We start from the raw sequence: 24,857 nt of genomic DNA, 5'->3' as shown, positions 1-24,857 counted from the left end.
CGATTGCCTTTAAGTAGTCCCGCTCCGTTCAGTGCCGCGGTTGGATCCCGGCCCTCGGGCCGGGGTGATCAAGAGCACGTGCCGCGGGGCCAAGTTAGGGCTGCCTAACTGGCCTGCGGCCAACCACGCGACAAAGATGAAACTGTTGCGAGAGGAGTCCTGCCATGAGCACTGTGGACAGCTTCGGTTCCAAAGGCGTACTGAATGTAGCCGGCACCGATTATGAAATTTTCCGGTTGAACTCCGTAGAGGGCGCAGACAGCCTTCCGTTCAGCCTCAAGGTATTGCTTGAAAACCTCCTGCGGACCGAAGATGGCGCCAATATAACGGCTGACCACGTCCGCGCCCTGGCCGGTTGGGACCCCAATGCGGAGCCCGACACGGAAATCCAGTTCACCCCGGCCCGCGTCATCATGCAGGACTTCACCGGCGTTCCCTGCGTAGTGGACCTTGCCACCATGCGTGAAGCCGTGAAGGAACTCGGCGGCGACCCCAAGCGCGTCAACCCGCTGGCACCTGCCGAAATGGTCATCGACCACTCCGTCCAGATCGACGCCTTCGGCAACGCCGGCGCGCTGGAGCGCAACATGGAGATCGAATACCAGCGCAACGGTGAGCGTTACCAGTTCCTGCGCTGGGGACAAACCGCATTCGACGACTTCAAGGTTGTTCCCCCGGGAACCGGAATCGTCCACCAGGTCAACATCGAATACCTGGCACGCACCGTCATGACCCGTGAAGTGGACGGCGCGCTCCGCGCTTACCCTGACACTTGTGTTGGTACCGACTCGCACACCACCATGGTCAACGGCCTGGGCGTGCTGGGTTGGGGCGTCGGCGGCATCGAAGCCGAAGCAGCGATGCTCGGCCAGCCTGTTTCCATGCTCATCCCGCGCGTCGTTGGCTTCAAGCTCAGCGGCAGCATCCCCGCCGGTGCCACCGCTACCGACGTCGTCCTGACCATCACCGAAATGCTGCGCAAGCACGGTGTTGTGGGCAAGTTCGTTGAGTTCTACGGTGAAGGCGTGGCTGCAGTGCCGCTGGCCAACCGCGCCACCATCGGCAACATGAGCCCGGAATTCGGTTCCACCGCAGCCATGTTCCCGATCGACGACGTCACCCTCGACTACCTGCGCCTGACCGGCCGTTCCCAAGAGAACATTGCACTGGTTGAGGCTTACGCCAAGGAACAGGGCCTCTGGCACGATCCTTCCCGCGAACTCCGCTTCTCCGAGTTCCTGGAACTGGACCTCTCCACCGTGGTTCCCTCCATCTCCGGCCCGAAGCGTCCGCAGGACCGCATCGAGCTCAGCGATGCGAAGGAGCAGTTCCGCAAGGACATCCACAACTACGTCACCATCGAAGACGGCAGCGTGGATGAGGCGCTTGACGAGTCCTTCCCGGCCTCGGACGCTCCGTCCTTCACGCACGCGGACTCGCACACCACCGAGACCGCACGCGCTGCCTCCGCGGCCAACGGTGCGAACGGCCGCCCGTCGTCGCCCGTCCAGGTAAAGACAGCCGATGGCCGCGAGTTCGAGCTGGACCACGGCGCCGTGTCGATCGCGTCGATCACCTCCTGCACCAACACATCCAACCCTTCGGTCATGCTTGCTGCCGCCCTCCTGGCACGCAACGCCGTGGACAAGGGCCTGACGTCCAAGCCGTGGGTCAAGACTTCCGTCGCACCCGGCTCCAAGGTCGTCACGGACTACTACGAGAAGTCCGGCCTGACCCCGTACCTGGAGAAGCTCGGCTTCTACATCGTCGGTTACGGCTGCGCCACCTGCATCGGCAACTCCGGCCCGCTGGAGCCGGAAATCTCCGAGGCCGTCCAGGCCAATGACCTCTCCGTTACGGCTGTGCTGTCGGGTAACCGCAACTTCGAAGGCCGCATCAACCCTGACGTCAAGATGAACTACCTGGCCTCCCCGCCGCTGGTCATCGCGTACGCCCTGGCCGGCACCATGGACTTCGACTTCGAAACCGATGCCCTTGGCACGGACTCCGAAGGCAACGAGGTGTTCCTCAAGGACATCTGGCCGAACCCCATCGAGGTGCAGGAAGTCATCGACTCCTCCATCGACGAGGGCATGTTCGCCAAGGGCTACGAGGGTGTCTTCGAAGGTGACGAGCGCTGGAAGGCCCTCGATACCCCCGCCGGAGATACCTTCGCTTGGGCAGAGGACTCCACCTATGTGCGGAAGCCCCCGTACTTCGAAGGCATGAAGGCCCAGCCGGACCCCGTCCAGGACATCACTGGCGCCCGCGTCCTGCTGAAGCTCGGCGATTCGGTCACCACCGACCACATCTCCCCGGCCGGCTCCTTCAAGTCGGACACCCCTGCCGGCCAGTACCTGCTGGCAAACGGCGTGGAGCGCAAGGACTTCAACTCCTACGGCTCGCGCCGTGGCAACCACGAGGTCATGATCCGCGGTACGTTCGCCAACATCCGCATCAAGAACCAGCTTCTGGACGGCGTCGAAGGTGGCTTCACCCGCGACTTCACCCAGGACGGCGGTCCCCAGGCCTACGTCTACGACGCAGCCCAGAACTACCAGGCAGCCGGCACTCCGCTGGTTGTGCTGGCAGGCAAGGAATACGGTTCCGGTTCGTCCCGTGACTGGGCAGCCAAGGGCACCGCGCTCCTGGGTGTCAAGGCAGTCATCGCCGAAAGCTACGAGCGCATCCACCGCTCCAACCTGATCGGCATGGGCGTCCTTCCGTTGCAGTTCCCCGCAGGGGAGTCCGCTGCGACCCTCGGCCTGACCGGTACGGAGACCTTCTCCGTGGAGGGCGTGACCGAACTCAACAACGGCACCACGCCCAAGACGCTGAAGGTCACTGCAACGGCCGAGGACGGATCGTCCAAGTCCTTCGACGCAGTGCTTCGCATCGATACCCCGGGTGAAGCCGACTACTACCGCAACGGCGGTATCCTGCAGTACGTGCTGCGCCAGATCTCCGCATAAGGAATCGGCCGGCCTACCGCCGAATTACCCGCCAGGCAGCCCCTGCTGGTCCTCGACCGGCAGGGGCTGCCTGCTTTTTATTGCCGGTCCAGCCACGCACGATCATGGCGGCGGCGTCCATGGGCTTCAAGGGTGCGGGCAACGCGCTAAAGTTAACAAGCACGTCATTCACGTAAGGAGGGCCTTTGGGACTCTTGGAAACCATCAAGGATCCGCAGGACCTGGCCGGCCTGACCAGCTCCGAATTGGATCAGTTGGCCGGCGAGATCAGGGACTTCCTGATCACCAACGTAGCCGCAACCGGTGGTCACCTGGGGCCCAACCTTGGCGTTGTGGAACTGACCATGGCGGTGCACCGGACCTTCGAATCGCCACGGGACAGCATCGTCTTTGATACAGGCCACCAGTCCTACGTGCACAAACTGCTGACGGGCCGGCAGGATTTCAGCACGCTGCGGCAGCAAGGCGGTCTGTCCGGCTACCCGGACCGTGCCGAGTCCGAGCATGACATCGTCGAAAGCTCCCACGCATCCTCGTCCCTGTCCTGGGCGGATGGTATTTCCAGGGCCCGGCAGCTGACCGGCGAAGGCGACCGGTTCGTCGTTGCCGTCGTCGGCGATGGAGCGCTGACGGGTGGCATGACGTGGGAAGCCATCAACAACATCGCTGCCGATAAGCGCCGGCGCGTGGTGATTGTGGTCAACGACAACGGACGCTCCTATGCACCCACCGTTGGCGGCCTTGCAGACTACCTTGCCTCGCTGCGCCCCACCATCGATTCCCTCCGCACTGCTCCCGCCTACGAAGGCATGCTGGACTGGTGGAAGAAGCGCCTCCAGAACGGCGGGCCGGTAGGGCAGTTCACGTACAAGAGCCTGCACGCAATGAAGAAGGGCATCAAGGACTGGTGGGCGCCCCAAGGCATGTTCGAGGACCTTGGGATGAAGTACATCGGCCCTGTTGACGGTCATAACCTCCAGGCGCTGGAACACGCCCTGAGTACCGCCAAGGCGTACGGCGGTCCGGTGATCGTCCATGCCATGACGGAGAAGGGCCACGGCTACGCCCCGGCACTGGCCAACGAGGCCGACCAATTCCACGCAGTGGGGATCATCGACCCGGAGACCGGAGAGTCCACCGAGACCCCCGGCGCGCGCTCATGGACGTCGGTCTTTGCCGAAGAGATCGCGGATATCGCGGACGAACGCCAGGACATCGTCGGCATCACCGGGGCCATGTTGATCCCCGTGGGACTGCACAAGTTCGCCGAGCGCCACCCCGAACGCGTCATCGACGTCGGCATCGCCGAACAGCACGCGCTGACGTCTGCAGCTGGAATGGCCTACGGCGGTCTCCACCCCGTGGTGGCTGTGTACGCCACCTTCCTGAACCGCGCTTTCGACCAGTTGCTCATGGACGTGGCGCTCCATAAGGCCGGCGTCACGGTGGTCCTGGACCGCGCCGGCGTGACCGGTCCTGATGGTCCCAGCCACCACGGCATGTGGGACATGGCAATGGTGCAGATCGTCCCGGGCCTGCATCTGGCTGCGCCCCGCGATGCAACCCGGCTCCGCGAAGAACTCAGGGAAGCCGTGGCCATCAATGACGCTCCAACGGTGGTGCGTTTCTCCAAGGGCAGCGTCGGCAAGGAGGTCGAAGCGATCGAGCGGCTCAAGGACGGCGTCGACGTCCTGGCGCGCCGTCCGGAAGGGTCCACGGAAAACGACGTCCTGATCGTCAGCGTGGGAGCCATGTCCGAACTCGCCTTGGACGTGGCCGGCCGCTTGGGTGCCCAAGGCATCAGTTCCACGGTGGTGGATCCGCGCTGGGTCCTGCCGGTCCGGAAGTCGATCATTGCCCTCGCTGCCCGGCATCGCTTGGTGATCTGCATCGAGGACGGAGTCCGTGCCGGCGGTGTGGGCTCGCGGATCCGGCAGGAAATGCGTGCTGCTGGAGTGGACACGGCCCTCAACGAAGTCGGATTGCCGGTGGAGTTCCTCGTCCACGGATCCCGCAGCCAAGTGCTGGAGCGCGTCGGCCTGACGGCCCAACAGATAACCCACGACGTCGTTGCCCAGGTTTTGGGCACCAAGGTCCCCTTTGCGCGGCCCTTGCCAGGCCAGGCCCACCCCACCACCGGCAGCTTGCCCACGTTGTGAGCGGGGGACGCGAGCCGGGAGTGCTGCAGCCCGGCGACCTGGTGGTGGCACGGAACAGGAAGTGGGACGGGAGGGCCCACTGGGTAGTACCGGGAAGATACCTTGGCGAGGACATTCACGGATGGTGGATCTTCCAAGGCAAGGGTGAATTCTGTGCCCGCCCCGGAGCTGCCTTCTACACAGCCTCGGACGCCTTGCTGCTGGTGCCCCGAACAGGGGAGTACGTTGCCACGTTTTACGACGACACGTACCCCGGCGACTTCCGGATCTATGTGGACCTTGCCACCGCCCATGAATGGAAGACCATCCGCCCGGGCGTGACGGAGTTCCACTTGATCGACATGGACCTTGACGTGATCAGGTCGACCGTCCGTGGCGTCTTCGTCGACGATGAGGATGAGTTCGAAGAGCGCCGGATACACATGGGCTATCCCGGGGAAACTGTCTCAGCCATGCGCACTGAGTGCGCGGTTCTCCTGGCGGCAGTCAGCACCATGGAAGCACCCTTTGATGTTGCCTCACCAGGAAGCGTCAGCGCCGAATGGTTCACGAAAGGACGGGCATGAGCGGAATCATCCGCATGTACAAGCGCGATGAGGACGGAGTCCTGCATTTCCGCGAAGCATGGTTCGACGACGAGGACCGGCACTTTGTGGTCAACCACGGCGTGGTCGGGCACCAAAGCCGGACCGAAGAATCGGAAATCGGGGAGGACACCTCGGTGGACGGACTAATGGCTGCGTTCGCTGCGCAGTGCGAAGAGGACGGCTACGCGGAGATTCCTCCATCCGAACAGTTCTGGGTGGTGGCGCAGTTCGCGTTGAAGACCAAGGACGGTACCGAACGCGACCGCTACTTGGAACGGAACGCCAAAGCGGCACTCACCACGGAGCTCGCCTGGCGGGGCCTCGGGACGGTGGAACGCTCAGAGGTAGGGAACTCGCGGCTGAACATCTTTTGCCTGTGCCCGGACGTCAATAAGGCCGTCAACGCCATCAAAGTCTGTATCCGCAACGAGGACCTTGATTTCACCAAGCTCAGCATCGCAGCGGCACCGCATGGGGAACCGACCGGGTTTAAGTTGAAGCACTCGCCCCGGAAGGGTGCTGGCTTTACGCTCTAAGTACAAGCGACCGCACCAGGAGGGACCGTTCCATGCCACAGAAAAGCAACTGGCCCGGACATACGCCGCTGCCAAAGGGCCTCGCAGCTCCGGCCAGGCGGGCGTTGGCCCACGAGGGCATCGAAACCTTGGAACAGTTGGCAGCGTTCGGTGGGCTGGAGGCCTCGAAACTGCATGGATTGGGCCCCGTGGCCATAGCCCAGTTGGAGGATGCGATGGAAGAATCCGGCATCTCCTACGGAGCCGTCCGGGGGGACTGAGTCCCGCGCCGGTGCCCCGGCCGCACGTACTAGGCTGGGGCCATGACTGAATATCGACGCCTTGGCCGCTCCGGACTGACCGTCTCCGTCGTGGGGCTGGGCTGTAACAACCTCGGCCGCGCCAATACGCCTACGGAATCCCAGGAGGGCACGGACGCGGTGGTCCACGCCGCCCTCGACGCCGGGGTGACGTTCTTCGATGTTGCCGATGCGTATGGTCGGGAAGCCGGCCTCAGCGAGACGATGCTGGGGAAAGCCCTCAAGGGAAACCGCGGGGACGTGGTCATTGGCACCAAATTCGGCATGGACATGAAGGGCGCCAACGGCAAGGACTTCGGGGCACGGGGTTCCCGGCGGTACATTGTGCGGGCCGTGGAAGCTTCCCTGCGCCGTTTGGACACCGAATGGATCGACCTTTACCAGTACCACACCCCGGACCACGCAACACCGGTGGACGAGACCCTCGCGGCCCTGGATGATCTGGTGACCAGCGGCAAAGTCCGGTACATCGGGCACTCCAACTTTGCCGGATGGCAGGTGGCGGAAGCAGAGTACGTGGCACGCCAGCTTGGCGGATCCCGCTTCATCTCGACCCAGAACCACTACAACCTGCTGGACCGCCGTGCGGAACTGGAGATCCTTCCCGCGGCCGAAGCTTTCTCCTTGGGTGTGCTGCCGTACTTCCCGCTGGCCAACGGCCTCCTCACGGGCAAGTACTCGGCGGGGAAGGCCCCTGAAGGATCCCGCTTGAGCCACACCCGCACGCATCTGGTCCATGACGCGGATTGGGACCAGCTGGGCCGGTATGGACAGTTTGCCAAGGAGCGCGGCCTGACAGAGGTGGAGCTTGCCTTCTCGTGGCTGGCCGCCCAGCCGTGCGTGGCCAGCGTCATCGCAGGGGCCACCAGGCCGGAGCAGATCCGCCAAAACGCCGAAGCCGTGCGCTGGGTGCCCTCGCAGAGCGACCGGGACGAACTCGATGACATTTTCCCGAAAACTCCCAAGGTGGCACTCTTCTAGTTCTTGGGTAGACCAGAGGACGATGCCTACGCCAATGGCCGTGGACCACGGGTCCACGGCCATTGAGGTTGCTGCGGTTAAAGCGCCGCTGACGTTGCTGCGGTTAAAGCGCCGCTGAGGCGACACCCGGTGCGTGGAAACGCTTCCCGTTGACCCGCTCCGACGCCCCCACCCGGTCCAGGTATGGAGTGATTCCGCCGAGGAACATGGGCCATCCGGCACCGAGGATCATGCAGAGGTCGATGTCCTCAGGACCTGCCACGACGTTTTCGGCCAGCATGAGCCCGATCTCTTCGGCGAGGGCATCCTGGGTCCGACGCAGGACCTCTTCCCCGGTGGACGGACTCTGGCCGAAGGACAGAATGGCGAGCGTCTCTTCGGGGAGGACAGGCGCACCATCGGGGCCTGCAACCCACAGGGACTTCACGCCGTTGTCGATCAGCTTCTGCAGGTTCTGCGACACCGGGAAGCGGTCGCCAAAGGCCGCATGGAGTGACTCCTGGACATGTTGTGCCACGGGCAATCCCACCATGGCACTCAGGGTGAACGGCGTCATGGGCAGGCCCATGGGGCGCAGCGCCGTGTCGGCCACCTCTGCGGGAGTTCCCTCGTCGAACGCGGCAATGACTTCGCCCATCAACCTCAGGAGGATCCGGTTCACGACGAAGGCCGCAGCGTCCTTGACGAGGACTGCTGTCTTCTTGAGCCCCTTGGCGAGTTCGAAGGCCGTGGCGAGGACGGCGTCATCGGTCTTCGGTGCCCGCACTATTTCGAGCAGCGGCATGACTGCCACGGGGTTGAAGAAGTGGAAGCCCACCAGGCGCTCGGGATGCCGGAGGTCCTCGGCCATGGCTGTCACCGACAGGGATGACGTGTTCGTTGCCAGGATGCAATCGGGGGAGACGATCGCCTCCACTTCGGCGAAGACCTGCTTCTTGACGTTGAGTTCTTCGAAGACCGCCTCGATCACAAAGTCGGCGTCGCTGAAGGCCTCTTTGGACACCGACCCGGTGACCAGTGCCTTCGTCCTCTTCGCGGCATCGGGGCTGATGCGCTTCTTGCCGAGCAGCTTGTCTACTTCGGCGTGGACGTAGGCCACACCCTTGTCGACGCGGGACTGGTCAATGTCGGTCATGACCACGGGGACCTTCAGCTGCCGTGCGAAGAGGAGCGCCAGCTGGCTGGCCATGAGGCCTGCACCGACGACTCCCACTTTGGTAACCGGCCGGGCCAGCTTCCGGTCCGGCGCACCGGCCGGCCGCTTGGACCGCTTCTGGACGAGGTCCAGGAAAGCGTAGACCGTGGCGCGGAATTCGTCCGACTGCATCAGGTCCGCCAGCGTCCGGCACTCAAGGGCAGCCGATTCCGCCTGGGTCATGGTCCGGTTGGCCTCCATGATGTCCAGCACTTTGCCCGGGGCGGGCGCTGCGTTGGAGATTTTTGCTTCCACGAGATCCCTGCCTGCCGCCACAGCCGACGCCCAACGGTCGGCCACGGCGGGATCGGAAGGATCGACGGCGTTCTGCCGCTCGGGGGCGGTACGGCCGGAGATCACCTCTGCTGCCCAAGCCAGGGACTGCTCAAGGAAGTCGGCCGGTTCGAACATGGCATCGGCAATTCCCAGCTCGAAGGCTTGGGGGCCGGTCAATGTCTTGTTGTTGTTGAGGGCGTTCCCGATCATGACCTGCACGGCGTTTTCCGGGCCGATCAGTCTGGGGAGGATATAAACCCCGCCCCAACCCGGTACCAGGCCCAGGAACGCCTCGGGGAGCGCCAAGGCGCCTGCGCCGGTGGACACCGTCCGGTACGTGGACTGCAGCGCTATCTCCAGCCCGCCGCCGAGGGCGAGGCCGTTGATGAACGCGAAGCTGGGGACACCCAGGTTGGCGAGCGTGCCGTATACCTCGTGGCCGAGTTGGGCCATCCACAGGCCGTGTTCGCGCTCCTTGAGGGTCTTGACCGCGGAGAGGTCTGCACCCGCCACCAGGAAGTAGGGTTTTCCGGTGACGCCTACGCCCACGATCTCACCCTTGGCGGCCCGGTCCCGAAGGGCTTCCAGGACGCCGCCAAGTTCGACGAGGGTATTGGGCCCAAGGGTGGTCGGCTTGGAATGGTCCAGTCCGTTGTCCAGGGTGATGAGGGCGAAGGTCCCGGCCCCGTCGGGAAGTTCGATGTCCTGCACATAGGAGTGCGTCACCACTTCGTCCGGAAACAGGGCGGCAAGCTTCTGGAAATCGTTGGCGCTCATGCGGCGGCTCCTTCTTCGGAGGTGGAATCGGTGGTGGAGGTGGCTCCATAGTCTGCGTGGTGCGGGTTCTCCCAGATCACGGTGGCGCCCATGCCAAGGCCGATGCACATGGTGGTGATGCCGTACCGCACGGAAGGGTCCTGTTCGAACTGCCGCGCCAGCTGGGTCATCAGCCGGACACCGGAGGAAGCGAGGGGATGTCCGACAGCGATTGCGCCGCCATAGCGGTTCACCCGGGGATCGTCGTCCGCGATGCCAAAGTGGTCGAGGAAGCTCAGGACCTGGACTGCGAAGGCCTCATTGATTTCAAAGAGTCCGATGTCCGTGATGTCCAGGCCTGCATTCTTCAGCGCCCTTTCGGTGGCAGGGACCGGTCCGATTCCCATGACCTCCGGCTCCACGCCGGCAAAGGCATAGGACACCATGCGCATCTTTACGGGAAGGCCGAGTTCGCCCGCGGTGTCTTCGGCCGCGAGCAGGGCTACGGTGGCGCCGTCGTTCAATCCTGCCGCGTTGCCGGCGGTGACCCGGCCGTGGGCCCGGAACGGCGTCCTGAGTTCTGCAAGGTCCTCTACGGTGGTTCCCGGGCGCGGTGGTTCGTCAACGGAGTGCACGGTCCATCCCTGGCCCGGCTTCATGGTGGCCACCGGAACAAGGTCGCCTTGGATCCGGCCTTCGGCGTAGGCCGCCGCAAGTTTCGCCTGCGAGGACGCTGCGTAGGCGTCCGTGCGTTCCTTGGTGATGGCGGGGAACCGGTCGTGCAGGTTCTCGGCGGTGTTGCCCATGTTGAGTGCGGCCGGATCGACGAGGCGTTCGGACATGAAGCGCGGATTGGGATCAGCGCCGGCACCCATGGGGTGGTTGCCCATGTGTTCCACTCCACCGGCGATCACGACGTCGTAGGCGCCGAAGCCGATGCCGCTCGCCGTCGTCGTGACTGCTGTCATGGCGCCTGCGCACATGCGGTCGATCGCGAAGCCCGGAACGGTCCGGGGGAGCCCGGCCAGAAGCGCGGCCGTACGGCCGATGGTGAGGCCCTGGTCTCCGGTTTGCGTGGTTGCTGCGATGGCTACCTCGTCAACGCGTTCGGCCGGGAGGGAAGGATTCCGGCGCAGGAGTTCCCTGATGCACTTCACCACCAGGTCATCTGCACGCGTTCCGGCGTAGATGCCTTTGTCTCCGGCCTTGCCGAAGGGAGTGCGGACGCCGTCCACGAAGACGACGTCGCGGACGGTTCTTTGCGCGGTGCGTGATGGACTCATGTGAAACTCCTCGCTGAGACACGGTGCCGGAACCGCGGGGCGGAATCCGAAGGGCATTGCTGCAATGTTACTCACCAGTAACTTTGCGTGCAAGGCCTGCATACGGCAAAGGCCCGCATCAACGAACCGGGGTTCATGAACGCGGGCCTTCAGGTGGCTACGGAGAATCTTTGGGCTTGGGCTCCTTGGCCGGGAGCGGCTGTGGGTTCAGGCATGCCTCGACGATGATCGGGGCGGCGAACGAAATTTGCCATTCGCGGGCTCCCAGGCCGCGCAATTCGTCGGCGACCGTCTGGTGCGAGACTTCCGACGGCGGCCGCCACAGTACCCGCCGCAGGTAGTCCGGGGTCAGCAGGTTTTCCACGGGCAGCTTCAGTTCGTCCGCCTTTTCCTGGAGGGCCGGGCGGGCAGTGGCGAGGCGGGCGGCTGCTTCAGCATCGCGGTCTGCCCAGACGCGGGGCGGCGGCGGTGCGTTGGTGGGCAGATGCAGCGGGGGAAGCTCGGTCAGCATACGGGCCGCGGTGATGCAGCGGAGCCATCTGGGTGCTTCCCGTTGCGCGGACCTGCCGTGGAATCCCTTGGTGGCCAACAATTGGGGGACCGTGGTGGGCAGGGCTTTTGCGGCGGCAACCAGTGCGGAATCAGGGATGAGCCGTCCCGGTGCCACGTCCCGCTTCCGCGCCAGCTGGTCCCGCTCCAACCACAATTCCCGCACGGCTGCGAGTTGCCGGCGGTCCCTGATCTGGTGGAGGCCCGACGTCTTGCGCCAGGCATCCACGCGGGGAGGTGCGATCCCGGCGGCGAGGATACCGGCGAACTCCTGTTCGGCGAAGTCCAGTTTTCCGTCGGCTTCCAGGAGTTCGATGAGTTCCTCGCGCAACTCTGCGAGGACCTCGACGTCCAGTGCCGCGTACCGCAGCCATGGTTCAGGGAGCGGGCGGGTGGACCAGTCGGCGGCGGAGTGTTCCTTGGCCAGGCCGAAGCCAAGCAATTGCTCGATGACGGCTGCCAGGCCTACCCGGGGCAATCCGGCGAGGCGGGCGGCAAGTTCGGTGTCGAACAGTTTGTCCGGCCACATGCCGAGCTCGGACAGGCAGGGGAGGTCCTGCGTTGCCGCATGGAGGATCCATTCGACGCCGCGGAGGGCGTCATTGATGATGGCCAGGTTCTCAAACGGTTCAGGATCGATCAGCCACGTGCCGGATCCTTCCCGCCGGATCTGGACGAGGAAAGCTCGTTGGCCGTAACGGAAGCCCGAGGCGCGTTCGGCATCGACCCCTGCAGGCCCGGATCCGGCGGCAATCGCTGCGGCGCAGCGCTCCAGTCCGGCCATGGTGTCGATGACCCGAGGGACGCCTTCGCGCGGTGAATCCAGTTCGATGATTTCGGGAACGTGGCTGTCGAAGCCGTCCACCTTGATGTGGGTTGTGGGATCAGCAACCGGGTCGCCGGTTGTGGTTTTTTCCAGTTTTTCAGGGGTCATGATTGCTTAAGCTTACCGAGTCCGGCGCGCCGGGGCCGGATCGGGGGTGCATTGCGGCTTCAGTTGAGCCTCCTGTTGGGCAGTCCCGTGACTCCCGGCGGCAGGGGCGGGAGGCCGGCGAAGGTGCACACCATGTCCGACCAGGCTTCCAGGTGCGCCTGTACATCGGAGGAGGCCGGTGTCCATGAGGCCCGCAGTTCTATGTCAATGGTGTCCGGCCGGTCAGCCAGCGTCCCAAAACTCTCGGAAAGGATCCGCGTGGCCGTGCCACCGGCAGCTTTGTACTGCGCTTTGTGGTTTTCCAAGGCTTCCACCAGCCAGGTCCACGCCACTGAGCCGAGCATTGCGTCGTTGCCCATGTCGGCGTCCAGTTGGGCCCGGATATAGGTGACGATCCGGAACTCACCTTCCCAGACCGTCGACCCTTCGGGATCGTAGAGGAGGATGAAGCGGCCTGTGGCGAGTTCGTCGTCTTCGTCGTCGCCGGGGTGCTGTCCTTGTTTCTCGATGAAGGCCTTGGCCACGGGACCGTGCACCGGCACGCGGCGGGTGGCTGCAGTGGGCCGGAAGACTTCGGCTCCCAAAGCCACGGCGTACGGCGCGAGCCGTGCCGGGGCGGGGATCTCATCCAGCCGCAGTTCGCTGCGGCACTGTGCTTTTCGTAGCGTTCCCAGGGCTGAAAGGAAGTCCGCAGGAACCTGTGAGAGGGCGTTCACCATGGCAGATTATGCGTCCGGGGCGGCGTTTTTGTGCAGGCTCGCCGCCCCGGAACCCAGCCGTTATCCCGCAGCCACTTCCCGCCTGATGGCTGCCACGAACGCGTCGATGTCTTCCTCAGTGGTGTCAAAGGAACACATCCACCGCACCTCGCGCCGTGCAGCGTCCCAATCGTAGAAAGCGAACTGTGAGCGGAGGCGGTCGGCAACACCTTGCGGCAGGATGGCGAAGACGCCGTTGGACTCGGTTGCCTGGGTGGGCTCAACGCCGTCGATCTGATCAACGGCTGCCCGCAGCCGCGTTGCCATGGCGTTGGCATGCGCGGCTGACCGCAGCCAGAGGCCGTCGTCCAGCAGGGCTATGAACTGGGCGGAGATGAAGCGCATCTTCGAGGCCAGTTGCATGTTCATTTTCCGGAGGTACTTCAGGCCGTGGGCTGCCTCGGGGTTCAAGGCCACTACGACCTCACCGAAAAGCAGGCCGTTCTTGGTGCCGCCGAAGGAGAGAATGTCGACGCCGGCGTCGCGGGTGAAGGCCCGGAGCGGAAGGTCGAGGTGGGCGGCTGCGTTGGCAAGCCGTGCCCCGTCCATGTGGAGCTTCATGCCCTTGGCATGCACGTGGTCCGCGATCGCACGGACTTCCTCCGGGGTGTAGCAGGTGCCAAGCTCCGTGGTCTGCGTGATGGAGACCACCAGCGGCTGGGCCCTGTGTTCATCGCCCCAGCCCCAGGCCTCACGGTCGATCAACGCGGGAGTGAGTTTGCCGTCTTCGGTGGGCACCTGCAGGAGCTTCATGCCGCCGATCCGTTCGGGGGCACCGTTCTCGTCCATGTTGATGTGGGCCGTGGAAGCGCAGATGACAGCTCCCCAGCGGGGGAGCAATGACTGGAGGGACAGCACGTTGGCTCCCGTGCCGTTGAACACGGGGAAACATTCTATCCCGGTCCCGAACTGCTGCTCAAGGACTTCCTGGAGCCGGGCCGTGTAGATGTCCTCGCCATAGGAAACCTGGTGGCCGCCATTGGCTGCGGCCAGGGCAGCAAGGATTTCGGGATGCACGCCGGAGTAGTTGTCCGAGGCGAAGCCACGCACGGAGGGGTCATGCAGCCGGCTGTGATCCGTAGTGCTGCCGTCAAGGTGGATAGCCTGTGTAGTGCTCGTCACTTGTTCATTCACGCTTTCAAGTCTATTTCGCCGGCAGGATGCGTATGGGGCATCAGGCCGCGGTCGCGCCGGTGATGCCCGTGGTGGACTCGATGACGGGGCGCATCTTTTTCTCCAGGGCTTCATAGAACATGGACAGGGGGAACTCGTCGTCCAGGACCTGGTCTGTGAGGGCCCGCGGCGGTCCCGCCAACGGAAGGGCTTCGGGGCCCTTGGCCCACACCGACGCCGGATGCGGAGTGACGGTCTCGGAAATCAGCTGGTAGGCGGCCAGCCAGTGAGCCGTCTTGGGGCGGTCGATGGAACGCCAGTACAGTTCCTCGATGCGGGCGCCCAGTTCAACCACGACGTCGGCAGCTTCCGCCCAGTCGATGCTGAGTTTGCTGTCGGTCCAGTGCAGGACATGGTGCTGGTGCATCCAGGCGAACAGCAGCTGGCCGCCGAGGCCGTCGTAGTTGCGCACGCGGCTGCCGGTAATGGCGAAGCGGAAGATGCGGTCGAAGATGACCGCGTACTGCACGAGCTTCGCGTGCCGGCGGGCATCGGGGTCTGCTTCCTCGTCCTTTTCGATGCGCACGGCTTCACGGAACGCCGTCAGGTCGCAGCGGAGTTCCTCCAGGGAGTACAGGAAGAAGGGCATGCGCTGCTTGATCATGAACGGGTCGAACGGAAGGTCCCCGCGCATGTGCGTGCGGTCATGGATCAGGTCCCACATCACGAACGTGCGCTGGGTCAGCTCCTGGTCCTCCAGCAGCTCTGCGGCATCCTCCGGCAGTTCCAGTGACGTCGTTTCCGCGGCAGCCTTGAGGACGCGGCGGAAGCGTGCTGCCTCGCGGTCGGCGAAGATGGCGCCCCACGTGAACGTCGGGGTCTGGCGGACTGCCACTGTCTCAGGGAACAGGACTGCGGAGTTGGTGTCGTAGCCCGCGGTGAAATCGACGAAACGGATCGGGACGAACAGTTTGTTCGAGTACTCGCCGCCCTCCAGGCCGGCAATGAACTCGGGCCAGATGACCTCGATCAGCACGGCTTCCACGAGGCGGTTGGTGCTGCCGTTCTGCGTGTACATCGGGAAGACCACCAAGTGCTGGAGGCCGTCGACGCGCTGCTTCTGGGGTTGGAAGGCCTGCAGGGAGTCAAGGAAATCGGGAACGCCGAAGCCACCCTCTACCCAGCGCGCGAAGTCCGCCACCAGCAACTCGAGGTAGTCGGCGTCGTGGGGGAAGCTGGGCGCCAGGCGGGTGATTGCATCCTGGATGGTGGCAACGAGCCGTGCCGCTTCTGCGTGGGCGGCGGGATCGGCGATGGAGCCGTCCTGCTGCTGGTGTGCCTGCAGTGCTGTTGCTGCTGCCTTAAGGGACTTCCAATCCGCGTTGTCTGCAGTGACGAGCGGACGGGTGGAGGCGGCGATGGTTGTCATGTAATTCGGCCCTTTCGAAGGAGGTAATGCTTCTGAGGCGAGCGTAGCAACGCAGAAGTATCGCTAATTCAAAAAAGGGTCGAGCATAAGAAAGTCTTGGCCATGGCCCTGGAAGAGTGGCCCCAAGGTCCAGCGGAACGCGGACCTGGGCGCGGATTCCCTCCCGGAAACCCGCGCTTTCCAGCAGTTAGTCCGCGTCGGTTTCCACCAAGCGCAGGGAGATGGAGTTGATGCAGTAGCGCTGGTCGGTGGGAGTGTCGTACCCTTCGCCCTCGAAGACATGGCCCAAGTGCGAATCGCACTTGGCGCAACGAACCTCGATCCGCTCCATGCCCAGTGTGCGGTCATGGAGGTACCGCACGGTGCCCTCGGCCAACGGCGCCCAGAAGGACGGCCAGCCGCAGTGCGAATCGAACTTCTCCCGGCTGGTGAACAACCGGCTTCCGCAAGCACGGCACTGATAGACGCCCTCAGTGTGGGTGTCCCAGTACTCGCCCGTGTAAGGACGTTCCGTTCCGGCCTGCCGCAATACCCGGTACTCCTCCGGGGTCAATTCCTGGCGCCACTGGGCATCGGACTTTGCCACGGGCACCTCGGTAGCGGGGGTGGTGTTCTCAGATGAGCTCATGTTCTATGCAACGCTCACGAGTCGCCGATAAATCCCGAGCCCGCGTAAAGATGCAGCACGGGAAGGCCCAACTGGTCCTGCGCCTTGTTGGCCCAGTCTGTGTGGAAGGTATCGGCGATGGCATGCGGACGCGTGACGACGACGGCCTGGGCGGCACCGAGGTCGCGAACCTTGGCAACCAAGCCGGCCACGGCACCGCCGTCGACGATCTCTCCGGTCACGCCCCCGCCCAGGCCCTCCAGCGCCGCCAACGACGTCGCCAGCGTCTCAGACGCATGCGCCCGCTCCACCTCCGGGTCCGGGGACTTGGCACCAAGCTCCTTGAAGGCCTTGGCAATATCCAGCAAGGAGAGATTCTCCAGGAAATCAACCAAGAGATGCCGTTCCGTGTTCGCGGGCACCAGGACCACCACCGGAGCGTCACCGCCGTCGAGCAATTTGGCAATGTTGGCACGGTCGTCGGGGCCGAGGGGTTCTTCTGTCAGGATGACGATGGGATCGCTCATGGCTACAGCGTAGACCTGCGATCGCGCACAACGCAGGGTTTTGCCCGCAATTGCGGCATTGCGCCACGGCTACCAGCGAGAATGGAACCATGGCAACCAATTCCCGGTCAGCGAGCGACGCTGCAGACTCCACCCTCAGCCTGCGTACCAAATGGGCAATCGCCGGAATCCTCACGGGGACCTCATTGGCGGCCTTTGTGGGTGCCGGCTCCTCGGCGCTCGCCGTCTACTTCGCCAGGCGCGTCATTACGCCTTCTGCCAAGAACGCGGACCAGGAGGTCCTGGCAGTCATCCAGGGCGATGCGGGCCCGCAGGTCATTCTCGCCGCGACCCCGGACACAACCGTGGACGGTGTGTACAGCCTCTTCTTCGACAACGGCAAGGGGCATGCCAGGATCGGCCGGATCGTTTCCTACTCGCCAGCCGAGCAGACCGTACTGAGGGAGGTGGAAGAGGTCTACTCCGGGAACCTCTCCGAAGCCCGCCGGGGTTGGTGGAGCGGTGCCGCCTACCACCACCCGTCAGCCATAGGCGTGGCGGCTGACGACGTGGAGATCGAGGTGGAAGGCGGGACGGCGCCTGCGTGGTTGATCCGAGCCGAGGCAGCCGCAACCGCTCCTGTCTGGGCCATCATGGTCCACGGCCGCGGGGCCACCCGGATGGAATGCCTGCGTGCCGTCCGGACGGCAAAGGAACTTGGACTGGACAGCCTGCTGGTGTCCTACCGCAACGACGGCCTGGCCCCTTCGGCCCTGGATGGCCGTTACGGACTCGGCTCCACGGAGTGGCGGGACGTTGAGGCGGCCATCGGATATGCCCTGGACCACGGAGCCCGGGAAGTGGTTCTCTTCGGCTGGTCCATGGGAGGCGCCATCAGCCTGCAGGCAGCGGACCTTTCCAAGCACCGGCAACGGATCCGGGCCCTGGTGCTGGATGCACCCGTGATCAATTGGGTCAACGTCATGGCCCATCACGCGCAGGTCAACAGGATTCCCTACAACGTGGGACGTTATGGGCAGTTGATGCTCGGCCATCCTTTGGGACGCCGCTTGACCGGGCTGGCCGCCCCCGTGAACCTGAAGGCCATGGACTGGGAAGCCCGCGCCGTTGAACTGCGGACCCCCACCCTGTTGATCCACAGCGTTGATGACGAATACGTGCCGTTCGAACCTTCGGCAAGCCTGGCGGAGAAGAATCCGGACATGGTGACGTTCGAGGCGTTCCACGGGTCGCGGCACACCAAGGAATGGAACGTGGACCCGGAGAAATGGGAGCGGATGGTGCGTTCCTGGCTGCTGCAGCAGCTGGCTCCCCGGAACAACCCCGGAGGCACCGGCGCGGACGCCGAACCGGCAGGAGAGGCCGCAGGCCGTTCCTAGTCCTTGGCGGAGCCGATTGCGGCGGTCACCGCCCGGGTGAGCCGCACAAGATCGGCTGGAGCCACTTCGATGTCCAGGCCACGCCGGCCGCCGGAGACAAAGATGGTCTCGAACCCCAGTGCGGACTCGTCCAGGACGGTGGGAGAGGGCTGGCGTTGGCCAAGGGGAGAGATGCCGCCCAGGACATAGCCCGTGCGCCGTTCCGCCGCCTTTGGATCAGCCATGGATGCCTTCTTGGCACCCAGGGCACCGGCAACAGCCTTCAAGTCCAGGTTGCCGGACACCGGGACAACCCCCACAGCCAGGCGGCCCTCCACCTCCACCATGAGGGTCTTGAAGACCCGGGCGGGATCGATGCCCAGAACCTCGGCCGCTTCCAACCCGTAACTGGGAGCTGAGGGGTCATGAGCGTAGGGGTGGACGACGAAGGGAACGCCGGCCGCAGTCAGTGCTGCGGTAGCCGGCGTTCCCTGGGAAGCCATCTTCTTGGCCATGCTTAGCTTTCCAGCTTGTTGGCCGCTGCGACTTTCCTCTTGATACGTCCCAGCATGGCCGTCATCCCGCGCATACGCAGGGGAGTGATGGCACGGGTCAGACCCAGCAGCTCCGGCATGTCGTCCGGCACCGCAAGGATCTCCTCCGCGGTCAGTCCGTCCAGTCCCTCATGGAGGACTCCAGCGAAACCACGCGTGGTGGGTGCTTCCGGCGGGGCTTTGAAGAAGAGGCGGTAGGCGCTGGGGCCATCCGGTTTCCTCTCCGACTCAATGGTGAGGAACAGCGGCGATTGGCACTCCACCACCTGTTCCAGCAACTCCGGATGGTTCGTCAGCCGTTCCGGCAGTTCGGGCAGGCCACGCGAAAACTCCAGCAGCAGTTGCAGGCGTTCAGGCTCCGACAGTGCCTGGAAGTCGTCGACGATTTCCGCCAGTGCGGTGGGCAAAGTGTTGGTACTCATCACATCCCAGCTTACGCACTACGTAGCACGATGACGTGCTAGTTACGGACCAGGGAGGCCGGAACGGATCCGCGCTCGGCTCCCTTGACGATGGGAACGCGTACTGCATTGCCCCATTCGGTCCATGAGCCGTCGTAGTTGCGGACGGACTCAAAGCCCAGCAGGTACTTGAGGGCGAACCAGGTGTGGCTGGAACGCTCGCCGATGCGGCAGTACGCCACGACGTCGTCACCGGCCTTGAGGCCTGCTTCGCCAAGGTACAGGGCTTCGAGCTCTTCGCGCGAGCGGTAGGTGCCGTCCTCGGCAGCAGCCTTGGCCCAAGGAACAGAGGCAGCCGTGGGAATGTGGCCGCCGCGCAGCGCGCCCTCCTCGGGGTAAGCCGGCATATGCGTGCGCTGGCCGGTGTACTCCTCGGGGGAACGCACATCGATCAACGGCTTGCCCAGGTGTGCCAGGACGTCTTCCTTGAAGGCGCGGATGGGAGCATCGTTCCGCTCCACCTCGGGATAGTTGCCCCGGGCGGGAGCAGGGACGTCGGTGGTGAGTTCACGGCCTTCGGCAATCCACTTGTCGCGGCCGCCATCGAGGAGACGGACATCCTCATGACCGAACAGGGTGAAGACCCACAGCGCGTAGGCGGCCCACCAGTTGGACTTGTCGCCGTAGATGACCACGGTGCTGTCGCGGGAAATTCCCTTGGCGGAAGCCAGAGCGGCGAAAGCCGCGCCGTCGACGTAGTCGCGGGTGACTTCGTCATTCAGGTCGGTGTGCCAGTCGATCTTGACCGCGCCCGGGATGTGGCCGGTTTCGTAGAGGAGGACATCCTCATCGGACTCCACAACCACCAGCTTGCCGTCGGCAACGGCGCCATCGGCCAGCGCTGCCGCGAGCCACTCGGTGGATACGAGGCGTTCGGGGTTCGCATATGCTGCGAACTTTTCGTTCTGTTCAACGGGGTAGGACATGGTGGTGGCCTTTCACTGACAACGGACGGAGCCAGGCCCAACGTAGTTCCTGTTGCCGGCCCGGCATGCTCACAACACTAACTACCGTGCCGGGTTCGTGCTGTTCCGCCGGTCATACGGTGAAACATGGCTTTGGTCACGTGCGCCGTCCGGGCGCCCGCGTTGCCGGTATTCTTGCTGGGGACCCACTACCGGAAGAACGGACCACGCCTGGTGCACATCGAACAACTGACAGCCCGCACGCCGTCAGTCTCTGTGGAGGAACTCCTCAAGGGTTTCTACCCCTCTCCGCGATTTGGCGAGGTGTCGTTCGACAGTTACCGGCCCGACCCGTCGCAGCCGAGCCAGGCCAACGCCGTCAAGGTGCTGTCCTCCTTCGCGGACGCCGTGGGGGCTGAAGACAACGGCGGTCTCTTCAAGAAGCTGTTCGCCAAGAAGACCACCTCTCGGGCCGGCATCTACCTGGACGGTGGCTTCGGCGTCGGGAAAACCCACCTCCTGGCGTCCCTTTGGCACCGGTCGCCCGGTCCGAAGGCCTTCGGCACGTTCGTTGAGTACACCAACCTCGTGGGTGCCCTGTCTTTCCGCAAGACCGTTGACGCCCTCAGCAACTACAAGCTGGTCTGCATCGACGAATTCGAACTTGATGACCCCGGCGACACCGTCTTGATGTCGCGCCTCATGCGCGAATTGGCCGACGCGGGCGTCAAGCTGGCTGCAACGTCAAACACCCTGCCCGGTTCTTTGGGCGAAGGCCGCTTCGCAGCCGTGGACTTCCAGCGCGAAATCCAGGTCCTGGCGGACCAGTTCGATGTTGTGCGGATCGACGGCGAAGACTTCCGGCACCGCGGATTGCCTGCAGCTCCTGCACCCCTGAAGACCGAAGAGCTCAAGCATCGGATGCGCAGCGAGTTCAAAGGCCAGACTGTTGCCGTTGATGACTTCCGCACGCTGGTGGACCACCTCGCAGGCGTCCACCCGAGCCGCTACCGGCAGCTGATTTCCGGGATCGACGCCGTGGTGTGGCGTGACGTGGACACCATCACGGAGCAGGCTGTAGCCCTGCGCTTCGTGGTGCTGGCCGACCGCCTGTACGACAAGGACGTGCCGATCCTGGCCAGCGGTGTTCCGTTCGACAAACTGTTCACCGAAGAGATGATGGCCGGCGGCTACATGAAGAAGTACTTCCGTGCCGTTTCCAGGCTCACTGCCTTGGCGCGCGAGGCCCAGAACCACGAGCCTTCCTGACCAGCGGGCCGGGCTTCAGCAGCCACCGGACCAAAATGCCGCACGTCAGAGCCCAGAACGCTGCCCCGATGCCGCCGAAGCTGAGGCCCGAGGCTGCCAGCAGAAACGTAATGCAAGCCGGAACGCGTTCTTCTGCTTCGGCCAGCGCCGAGGAGATGGCGGCGGCCAAGGTCCCCAACAGCGCGAGGCCGGCAACAGCTTCCAGCAATCCAGGCGGAGCCGCCGCAACAACGGTGACCAAGGCGGCGGAAAACACGGCAAGAACCAGATAGGCGAGTCCTGACACGAAGGCGGCGCGCCACCTTTGGCCGGGGTTCCTGCCCGCTTCCTCCCCGGCAGCCAATGCAGCGCTGAGGGCCGCCAAGTTGATGGCATGGCCACCGAACGCCGCCCCCGCCATGGTGCCTGCTCCGGTCATCACCATGGAAGACCGCCATGGGGTGGTGAAACCGAACGACTTGAGGACGGCTACGCCGGGGATGTTCTGCGACGCCATGGTGACGATGAACAGCGGCAGGGCCAGCCCGACCGCAGCCTCCACACTGAAAGCCGGCGTTGTCCATTCAAGCCTGGGCACCAGCGCGTCAGAGGGAAGGTAGGTCCCGTTCACGCCAAGATGGATTCCAATCACCGCCAGTGCCACCACCAATGCTCCGGGTACTGCCCACCGGGGAGCAAGCTTCAGCAGGAGCAACCAGCACAAGGCAACAGGACCAACCAGCAGCGGCGCCGTTCCCAAGGACTTGAAAGGTGCCAGGCACAGGGGGAGCAGGACGCCCGCCAGCATGGCTTGGGCCAAAGCGGTGGGGATCCTTCCCATGAGCCTGCCCAGAACGGGGAGCAACCCGGTCAGCAGGATCAGCACCCCCACCAGCAGGAAGGCTCCTACGGCTGCCGGCCACCCGCCGTCGACCATTCCGGCAGAGGCGAGCAAGGCGGCGCCAGGCGTGGACCACGCCAAGGTCACCGGCATCTTGGAACGCCAGGACAGCCAGAGAATTGCCGCGCCGAACGTCAAAGTCAACGCCAAGAGTCCACTGGCTGCCTGGGATTGAGTGGCTCCCACGGACTGCAATCCTGCCAGGACTACGGCGAACGATGACGTGAAACCCACGAGTGCTGTGACGACGCCCGCTGCGATGGGCGGCCCGAGGCCCTCGCGCCGGGGAGGGTGCTGAATAACGGTGGGGGCGGAAGGCATAGTGACCAAGGTACCGGAAGGCCGCCAGCCTGCCCGCCCCGGGATAGCCAAGCGGATCTACTGGCTGATTAAACGCCAAGGGCACCGGCGGCGCCTCTCGGCGGGACCGGTGCCCCCTTGACGTATCTGTTGCGGCGGCTCAGGCAGCTAGGGCTGCTTTGGCTCATCCGTTGCGGGAGCCGGATCGGCTTCACCGTCGTTCTTGGCCACGAAGTTGGAAGCGGCGTTCTGGACTGCATCAACCTGTCCGGCGAACTTGCCGCCGGTCTTCTGGTCGACGAAGTCTCCGGCCTTTTCGATGCCATTCTTGATGGCTTCTTCGTTGCCCTGAATGAGACCCTGAGCCTTGCCCTTCAGGTCGTCAATTAATCCCACGGGCACCTCCCTTCCTTCGCGGAGCCAGTTCGCTCCTCCGCGTCCGACCCTAACACCAGATGGTGGGGGTGCCAAGGACCAGGTGGTTCTCTACGCCAAGGGCTTACTTGTCTCCAGGTGACGCGGGCTGTCCGGGTTCATGAGTGAGTGCTTCCGGCCGTAGAAGTAGTAGATCGCCAGGCCTATGACCAGCCACACGCCGAAGCGCACCCAGGTCTCCCAGTGCAACTGAACCATCAGGAAGGCCGAGGCCAGGACGCCGAATGCGGGGACGACCGGCATGAGTGGGAGCCGGAACGTGCGGGGCGCGTCGGGCTTGGTGTAGCGGAACATGATGACGGATACGCACACCACGACGAACGCCGCGAGGATGCCGATGTTCGTCAGGTCAGCAACTTCCTTGATGGGGAAGATGCCTGCCAGGAAGGCGGAGGCGACGCCGGCGATCCAGGTGACACGTTGGGGCGTACCGTGGCGGTCCGTTTTGGCGAACCAACCGGGGAGGAGGCCGTCACGGCTCATGGAGAACCACACGCGGGTGACACCCAGAAGGAAGGTGAGCATCACAGTGAGGATGGACAGCACTGCGAAAACGGAGATGATGGTGGCGATCACCGGCAGTCCGACGCCCGTGAATGCGGAGGCGAAGCCAGCGGCGGGGTCGATGTCCTTGTAGTTCTGCATGCCGGTCAGGACCAACGTCGCGGCAACGTAGAGCAGCATCGCGATGACAAGCGACAGGATGATGGCCTTGGGCATGTGCTTCTTGCCGTCCTTGGCCTCCTCTGCGGCTGTACTCATGGCGTCGTAGCCGAAGACGGCGAAGAAGACCGTGGCGGCACCCGCCAGGACCGGGCCGAAGCCGCTGGGCATGAACGGGTTGAAGTTCTCGGTATTGATGTAGAAAACGCCCAAACCGATGATGAACAGAATCAGGATCACCTTGATGGCGACGGCCACGAGTTCGAACCGGCCAAAGGTCTTGGTTCCACGGCTGAGGATCCAGGTCACCAGGAGGCAGACCAGGATTGCGGGAAGGTTGATAATGCCGCCCTTGCCCTCATCGGCTGTGGAGGTCATCAAGGTGGGCATGTGGATTCCGATGCCTGAGAGGAAAGCGTCAAAGTATCCGGAGATGCCGATCGCCACCACAGCCACGATGGCGATGTATTCGAGCAACAGATCCCACCCGATGAACCATCCAATGATCTCGCCGAGGGCAACATAGCCGTAGGTGTACGCGGAGCCGGCACGCGGAATCATGCCGGCGAATTCGGCATAGGAGAGGGCTGCCGCTCCGGATGCCAACCCTGCGATGAGGAACGAAATAAGCACCGCAGGGCCCACGCCGGGATTGCCCTCCGACCCATGCGCCACCAGGCCGGCAAGGGAAAAGATTCCGACGCCGATGATTCCGCCGACGCCGATGGCTGTCAGTTGCCAGAGACCAAGACTCTTGAACAGTCCGCTGTGCTTGCTTTCTTCCTCGATGTCGTCGATCGGCTTGCGCCGCATGACGGATTGGGAAGCCGTCTGTTGATTCATGGGGTGCTCCTGCCAGTGGCGTGGATTAGTGATGAACTCGCAGTACATTATGCGAGCCAAATCACATTAGATAAAGCGACTTTTTCTTAGCTATATCGGTTATGGCCACTGATGAATTGCAGAAACTGGTGTCGGGCACAAAAAAGCAGCTCCGAGGAGCTGCTTTTTTCTTGGAGCGGACGACGAGATTCGAACTCGCGACATCCACCTTGGCAAGGTGGTGCTCTA

The 24,857-nt window shown here is 63.9% G+C and carries 22 protein-coding genes; 8 read left to right on the top strand and 14 right to left on the bottom strand.

Going from position 1 to position 24,857, the window contains the following annotated elements; genetic code table 11:
• Positions 1–164: 164 nt before the first annotated feature.
• The 6 genes from acnA (at position 165) to OCL88_RS02900 (ending at position 7,534) form a co-directional block, all read left to right on the top strand.
• The gene (acnA, locus tag OCL88_RS02925) at positions 165–2,972 is read left to right on the top strand and encodes an aconitate hydratase AcnA (RefSeq protein ID WP_264961563.1); all 2,808 of its coding nucleotides are present in this window, start codon (positions 165–167) and stop codon (positions 2,970–2,972) included.
• 185 nt (positions 2,973–3,157) lie between these two features.
• The gene (gene dxs / locus OCL88_RS02920) at positions 3,158–5,131 is read left to right on the top strand and encodes a 1-deoxy-D-xylulose-5-phosphate synthase (protein ID WP_062096186.1); all 1,974 of its coding nucleotides are present in this window, start codon (positions 3,158–3,160) and stop codon (positions 5,129–5,131) included.
• The gene (locus tag OCL88_RS02915) at positions 5,128–5,697 is read left to right on the top strand and encodes a YgaC family protein (protein WP_264961562.1); all 570 of its coding nucleotides are present in this window, start codon (positions 5,128–5,130) and stop codon (positions 5,695–5,697) included. Before dxs ends, OCL88_RS02915 begins: the two co-directional genes overlap by 4 nt.
• On the top strand, positions 5,694–6,254 hold the full coding sequence (locus tag OCL88_RS02910) for a hypothetical protein (RefSeq protein WP_021473095.1): 561 nt from the start codon (positions 5,694–5,696) through the stop codon (positions 6,252–6,254). The genes OCL88_RS02915 and OCL88_RS02910 overlap by 4 nt, the downstream gene beginning before the upstream one ends.
• Before the next feature lie 32 nt (positions 6,255–6,286).
• Positions 6,287–6,514: a hypothetical protein gene (locus tag OCL88_RS02905; protein WP_021473094.1), complete on the top strand. Its 228-nt coding sequence runs from the start codon at positions 6,287–6,289 to the stop codon at positions 6,512–6,514.
• Between the two features lie 42 nt (positions 6,515–6,556).
• On the top strand, positions 6,557–7,534 hold the full coding sequence (locus OCL88_RS02900; protein WP_264961561.1) for an aldo/keto reductase: 978 nt from the start codon (positions 6,557–6,559) through the stop codon (positions 7,532–7,534).
• Between the two features lie 103 nt (positions 7,535–7,637).
• On the opposite strand, the gene OCL88_RS02895 is transcribed toward OCL88_RS02900, so the two are convergent.
• The 8 genes from OCL88_RS02895 to OCL88_RS02860 all read right to left on the bottom strand — a co-directional run bounded on the left by OCL88_RS02895 (position 7,638) and on the right by OCL88_RS02860 (position 16,961).
• Positions 7,638–9,782 (bottom strand): 3-hydroxyacyl-CoA dehydrogenase NAD-binding domain-containing protein, encoded by a 2,145-nt coding sequence (locus OCL88_RS02895; protein ID WP_264961560.1) that lies wholly within the window; start codon positions 9,780–9,782, stop codon positions 7,638–7,640.
• Positions 9,779–11,044 carry a thiolase family protein gene (locus tag OCL88_RS02890; protein ID WP_264961559.1) on the bottom strand — a complete coding sequence of 422 codons (1,266 nt, stop codon included), beginning with the start codon at positions 11,042–11,044 and terminating at the stop codon, positions 9,779–9,781. The genes OCL88_RS02895 and OCL88_RS02890 overlap by 4 nt, the downstream gene beginning before the upstream one ends.
• A 157-nt stretch (positions 11,045–11,201) precedes the next feature.
• Positions 11,202–12,527: an HRDC domain-containing protein gene (locus tag OCL88_RS02885; RefSeq protein WP_264961558.1), complete on the bottom strand. Its 1,326-nt coding sequence runs from the start codon at positions 12,525–12,527 to the stop codon at positions 11,202–11,204.
• 59 nt (positions 12,528–12,586) lie between these two features.
• The gene (locus OCL88_RS02880) at positions 12,587–13,246 is read right to left on the bottom strand and encodes a DUF3000 domain-containing protein (protein ID WP_264961557.1); all 660 of its coding nucleotides are present in this window, start codon (positions 13,244–13,246) and stop codon (positions 12,587–12,589) included.
• 60 nt (positions 13,247–13,306) lie between these two features.
• A complete protein-coding gene (locus tag OCL88_RS02875) occupies positions 13,307–14,386 on the bottom strand; it encodes a threonine aldolase family protein (protein ID WP_264961586.1) in 1,080 nt (359 codons plus the stop codon).
• A 73-nt stretch (positions 14,387–14,459) separates the two neighbouring features.
• Positions 14,460–15,827, bottom strand: a complete 1,368-nt coding sequence (locus OCL88_RS02870; protein ID WP_264961556.1) for a DUF6421 family protein — start codon at positions 15,825–15,827, stop codon at positions 14,460–14,462.
• A 187-nt stretch (positions 15,828–16,014) separates the two neighbouring features.
• Positions 16,015–16,455, bottom strand: a complete 441-nt coding sequence (gene msrB / locus OCL88_RS02865) for a peptide-methionine (R)-S-oxide reductase MsrB (protein ID WP_264961555.1) — start codon at positions 16,453–16,455, stop codon at positions 16,015–16,017.
• A 14-nt stretch (positions 16,456–16,469) separates the two neighbouring features.
• The gene (locus tag OCL88_RS02860) at positions 16,470–16,961 is read right to left on the bottom strand and encodes a hypothetical protein (protein ID WP_166186181.1); all 492 of its coding nucleotides are present in this window, start codon (positions 16,959–16,961) and stop codon (positions 16,470–16,472) included.
• 89 nt (positions 16,962–17,050) lie between these two features.
• Here OCL88_RS02860 and OCL88_RS02855 point away from each other — a divergent pair, with 89 nt between their 5' ends.
• Entirely contained in the window at positions 17,051–18,340 is a 1,290-nt protein-coding gene (locus tag OCL88_RS02855) for an alpha/beta hydrolase family protein (RefSeq protein WP_062096198.1), read from the top strand.
• On the opposite strand, the gene ybaK is transcribed toward OCL88_RS02855, so the two are convergent.
• From ybaK to OCL88_RS02840, 3 genes are read right to left on the bottom strand one after another with little or no spacing between them, the layout of a single operon-like run.
• Complete coding sequence (ybaK, locus tag OCL88_RS02850; protein ID WP_264961554.1) at positions 18,337–18,834, bottom strand: Cys-tRNA(Pro) deacylase; 498 nt, start codon at positions 18,832–18,834, stop codon at positions 18,337–18,339. The genes OCL88_RS02855 and ybaK overlap by 4 nt on opposite strands.
• Before the next feature lie 2 nt (positions 18,835–18,836).
• Entirely contained in the window at positions 18,837–19,295 is a 459-nt protein-coding gene (locus tag OCL88_RS02845; RefSeq protein WP_264961553.1) for a SufE family protein, read from the bottom strand.
• 38 nt (positions 19,296–19,333) lie between these two features.
• Entirely contained in the window at positions 19,334–20,260 is a 927-nt protein-coding gene (locus OCL88_RS02840; RefSeq protein WP_264961552.1) for a sulfurtransferase, read from the bottom strand.
• A gap of 210 nt (positions 20,261–20,470) precedes the next feature.
• Here OCL88_RS02840 and zapE point away from each other — a divergent pair, with 210 nt between their 5' ends.
• Entirely contained in the window at positions 20,471–21,508 is a 1,038-nt protein-coding gene (zapE, locus tag OCL88_RS02835; protein ID WP_166186190.1) for a cell division protein ZapE, read from the top strand.
• Here the strand turns inward: zapE and OCL88_RS02830 are convergent.
• The 3 genes from OCL88_RS02830 to OCL88_RS02820 all read right to left on the bottom strand — a co-directional run bounded on the left by OCL88_RS02830 (position 21,465) and on the right by OCL88_RS02820 (position 24,629).
• Positions 21,465–22,709, bottom strand: coding sequence for a benzoate/H(+) symporter BenE family transporter (locus tag OCL88_RS02830; RefSeq protein WP_264961551.1), 1,245 nt, complete (start codon positions 22,707–22,709; stop codon positions 21,465–21,467). The genes zapE and OCL88_RS02830 overlap by 44 nt on opposite strands.
• A gap of 147 nt (positions 22,710–22,856) precedes the next feature.
• Complete coding sequence (locus OCL88_RS02825) at positions 22,857–23,090, bottom strand: antitoxin (RefSeq protein WP_021473078.1); 234 nt, start codon at positions 23,088–23,090, stop codon at positions 22,857–22,859.
• Positions 23,091–23,174: 84 nt separating this feature from the next.
• A complete protein-coding gene (locus tag OCL88_RS02820; protein ID WP_264961550.1) occupies positions 23,175–24,629 on the bottom strand; it encodes an amino acid permease in 1,455 nt (484 codons plus the stop codon).
• Positions 24,630–24,857: the final 228 nt, after the last annotated feature.

This window comes from Paenarthrobacter sp. PAE-2 (assembly GCF_026013155.1).
GTDB lineage: Bacteria > Actinomycetota > Actinomycetes > Actinomycetales > Micrococcaceae > Arthrobacter > Arthrobacter ureafaciens.
The sequence above is the reverse complement of the archived record's forward strand: the minus strand, read 5'-3'. Positions and strand labels throughout refer to the sequence as shown.